This is a genomic window from Ferdinandcohnia jepli (assembly GCF_047246645.1).
Taxonomy (GTDB): Bacteria; Bacillota; Bacilli; order Bacillales; family Bacillaceae_L; genus Ferdinandcohnia.
This window is the reverse complement of record NZ_JBFOKR010000043.1, coordinates 1-3593: the sequence shown is the minus strand read 5'-3', so window position 1 is coordinate 3593 and position 3593 is coordinate 1. Positions and strand designations below refer to the sequence as shown.

Sequence of the window (3593 nt, the reverse complement as noted above, 5' to 3'; positions counted from 1 at the left end):
ACTCGCTTTCCGCGGGCGGACCGTGAGCCTCCCTCACGAAACCTACAGATTTCTTAGTATTTCTTTGTTTTTCTTTAGGTGCCAAAAGAAAAAGCATGGTATAGGTTAACTAGATACATCCATATTTTAAAATATATGGAAAAAACATTTGCGTGTTAATAGACCGGAAGTGCAATTTTTCCAATTAAAGGTAAAAGATTATAGTTGCACCTTTGGATCTCCACTAGCGACATGGTGGTGGACCCTCCCATTTCTCTCGGCGTCTATGCGCGCAAATTCCTTCGTTCGACCTTACCATGTGTGGATGCCGGATATGCTCCTCGGGTGGGTCTATGCCCTAATGCTCGGAATGATGACCGGCTAATCCGTGCTTTCTTTTGTCTTTTCAAAAAGCTAGAAACAAATACTTGAAACCTACTATGTGTTAAGCTGCGACCTGTACGTCAGTAATATGGGGAATATCTTGAAGCATTCGTTCTTCACTAAATTCACGCTTCTGAGTTCCTATCACAAATAGAATTTTAATTAATTTTCGACCTAATGCTACGTAAGATTGCTTCCCAGTTAGGGGATTCTTGCTTCTGTTTTTGTAATAATTATGCAAGGCTTTAAACCCAACATTATGAAAGGCCAATGGACGAGCGACTTGATATAAAATGGAACGGAGCCTTCTTCTACCACGCTTCGTTATAGTGGTTTTCCCTTTGTGTTTTCCTGATTGGTTCATCATTAAATTGAGACCCGCTAATTTTATAATTTGGCGTGGATCTCTATAATTTGAAAGGTCACCAACCTCCGCAAAGAAACCGACGATAGTCATGGAACCGATGCCTTTTATAGCTATCATTCGCTCCGCACCTGGTATTTGAAAGACAAGCTGTTCAAGCTCTTCTTTTAAGGCTTGTAGACGTTCATTTAAAAGGTGAAACTGCTCTACAAGATAACGTATTTCTTCTCGTCCCATTCGAAGGCCAACTGTTAATCCAACACTAGAGGCAGCTGCTTCTTTTAGTTTACGAATAGTCGTTAAACTAATGTTCTTTACTGATGTCTTCACTTCTATGAGAAGTTCTTCTTCTGTTTTTTTACAAATGTCTTCTGGCAGATATCCACATTTCAATACAAATAACGCAGTTTTTCCATCCCATTCTTTAAATACTGTTAGAAATTCAGGAAAAAACCGATCTAGCACATTATGGATTTGTGCTTTAATAGAAGACAAATCCTCTTGAATGATGTCGTAGAGTTTCATTCCTTCACGCAGCTCTGCGTATAAACCCTCCGGTAACACAGGCTCATGATAGCGTCCAGCTCGGATAACTTGAGCGATTACTTTCGCATCTTTAGTATCATTTTTTGTTGGTGAATCATCATCCAGTTCTTTCGACTTTTTCACCTTCATCGGGTTTACAACAACAGGGTTAATGCCCTGAGATTTCAAGAAATAAGCTAAATTCATCCAATAATGGCCGGTAGGCTCCATCCCAATTATTAACTTAGGTCGGCATGTTTCTTCACTTAATCTCTTTGCCCACTCAAGTAAAAGTTTGAATCCCTCTAATGAATTAGGAAATATTAATCTTTTAGATAAATCTATGCCACGATCGTCTATTGCCCTGGCAACATGTTTGTGTTTGGCGATATCTATCCCAATTATTAGTGTGTGTTCATTGATTTGCATAAGTCGTTGATTTTGTGTAAAATCCATTATTAGAAGTCTCCCTTCGGTAATTAATTCGAGGTCATGCACGACACTCCCTCACGAAACCTACAGATTTCTTAGTATTTCTTTGTTTTTCTTTAGGTGCCAAAAGAAAAAGCATGGTATAGGTTAACTAGATACATCCATATTTTAAAATATATGGAAAAAACATTTGCGTGTTAATAGACCGGAAGTGCAATTTTTCCAATTAAAGGTAAAAGATTATAGTTGCACCTTTGGATCTCCACTAGCGACATGGTGGTGGACCCTCCCATTTCTCTCGGCGTCTATGCGCGCAAATTCCTTCGTTCGACCTTACCATGTGTGGATGCCGGATATGCTCCTCGGGTGGGTCTATGCCCTAATGCTCGGAATGATGACCGGCTAATCCGTGCTTTCTTTTGTCTTTTCAAAAAGCTAGAAACAAATACTTGAAACCTACTATGTGTTAAGCTGCGACCTGTACGTCAGTAATATGGGGAATATCTTGAAGCATTCGTTCTTCACTAAATTCACGCTTCTGAGTTCCTATCACAAATAGAATTTTAATTAATTTTCGACCTAATGCTACGTAAGATTGCTTCCCAGTTAGGGGATTCTTGCTTCTGTTTTTGTAATAATTATGCAAGGCTTTAAACCCAACATTATGAAAGGCCAATGGACGAGCGACTTGATATAAAATGGAACGGAGCCTTCTTCTACCACGCTTCGTTATAGTGGTTTTCCCTTTGTGTTTTCCTGATTGGTTCATCATTAAATTGAGACCCGCTAATTTTATAATTTGGCGTGGATCTCTATAATTTGAAAGGTCACCAACCTCCGCAAAGAAACCGACGATAGTCATGGAACCGATGCCTTTTATAGCTATCATTCGCTCCGCACCTGGTATTTGAAAGACAAGCTGTTCAAGCTCTTCTTTTAAGGCTTGTAGACGTTCATTTAAAAGGTGAAACTGCTCTACAAGATAACGTATTTCTTCTCGTCCCATTCGAAGGCCAACTGTTAATCCAACACTAGAGGCAGCTGCTTCTTTTAGTTTACGAATAGTCGTTAAACTAATGTTCTTTACTGATGTCTTCACTTCTATGAGAAGTTCTTCTTCTGTTTTTTTACAAATGTCTTCTGGCAGATATCCACATTTCAATACAAATAACGCAGTTTTTCCATCCCATTCTTTAAATACTGTTAGAAATTCAGGAAAAAACCGATCTAGCACATTATGGATTTGTGCTTTAATAGAAGACAAATCCTCTTGAATGATGTCGTAGAGTTTCATTCCTTCACGCAGCTCTGCGTATAAACCCTCCGGTAACACAGGCTCATGATAGCGTCCAGCTCGGATAACTTGAGCGATTACTTTCGCATCTTTAGTATCATTTTTTGTTGGTGAATCATCATCCAGTTCTTTCGACTTTTTCACCTTCATCGGGTTTACAACAACAGGGTTAATGCCCTGAGATTTCAAGAAATAAGCTAAATTCATCCAATAATGGCCGGTAGGCTCCATCCCAATTATTAACTTAGGTCGGCATGTTTCTTCACTTAATCTCTTTGCCCACTCAAGTAAAAGTTTGAATCCCTCTAATGAATTAGGAAATATTAATCTTTTAGATAAATCTATGCCACGATCGTCTATTGCCCTGGCAACATGTTTGTGTTTGGCGATATCTATCCCAATTATTAGTGTGTGTTCATTGATTTGCATAAGTCGTTGATTTTGTGTAAAATCCATTATTAGAAGTCTCCCTTCGGTAATTAATTCGAGGTCATGCACGACACTCTCTATCTTACCAAGGGGGCTTTTTTTATGCACATCTTAAAAACTTCGATATTTAACCAAATTACATTATTACAGGAATGCTCCTCGTCGCAAGCTCCTGCGGGGTCTCAC

Annotated in this window: 2 protein-coding genes; both read right to left on the bottom strand. The window is 39.0% G+C overall.

Translation table 11 applies throughout. The features are described 5' to 3' along the window. Window positions 1-424: 424 nt before the first annotated feature. The gene (locus AB3M96_RS23555) at window positions 425-1708 is read right to left on the bottom strand and encodes an IS110 family RNA-guided transposase (RefSeq protein WP_412970048.1); all 1284 of its coding nucleotides are present in this window, start codon (window positions 1706-1708) and stop codon (window positions 425-427) included. A gap of 442 nt (window positions 1709-2150) precedes the next feature. Further along, window positions 2151-3434 (bottom strand): IS110 family RNA-guided transposase, encoded by a 1284-nt coding sequence (locus AB3M96_RS23550; protein ID WP_412970048.1) that lies wholly within the window; start codon window positions 3432-3434, stop codon window positions 2151-2153. Window positions 3435-3593 lie beyond the last annotated feature (159 nt).

Coding starts and splice junctions, on each gene's coding strand:
- AB3M96_RS23555 (WP_412970048.1), bottom strand. CDS start 1,708: ATGGATTTTACACAAAATCAACGACTTATGCAAATCAATGAACACACA.
- AB3M96_RS23550 (WP_412970048.1), bottom strand. CDS start 3,434: ATGGATTTTACACAAAATCAACGACTTATGCAAATCAATGAACACACA.